The organism is Microbacterium sp. CIAB417 (genome assembly GCF_022788845.1).
This window is the reverse complement of sequence record NZ_JAHZUT010000050.1, coordinates 1-228: the sequence shown is the minus strand read 5'-3', so window position 1 is coordinate 228 and position 228 is coordinate 1. Positions and strand designations below refer to the sequence as shown.

Here is a 228-nt window from a genome sequence, read left to right as displayed (position 1 = left end):
CCGAGGTTGAGCCTCGGGATTTCACAGCAGACGCGACAGACCGCCTACGAGCTCTTTACGCCCAATAATTCCGGATAACGCTTGCGCCCTACGTATTACCGCGGCTGCTGGCACGTAGTTAGCCGGCGCTTTTTCTGCAGGTACCGTCACTTTCGCTTCTTCCCTGCTAAAAGAGGTTTACAACCCGAAGGCCGTCATCCCTCACGCGGCGTTGCTGCATCAGGCTTC

1 rRNA gene is annotated in these 228 nt (G+C 57.0%); it reads right to left on the bottom strand.

The window, feature by feature from the left end:
• Nucleotides 1–228: ribosomal RNA gene (locus KYX17_RS31680) — 16S ribosomal RNA — on the bottom strand; the annotation flags it as partial.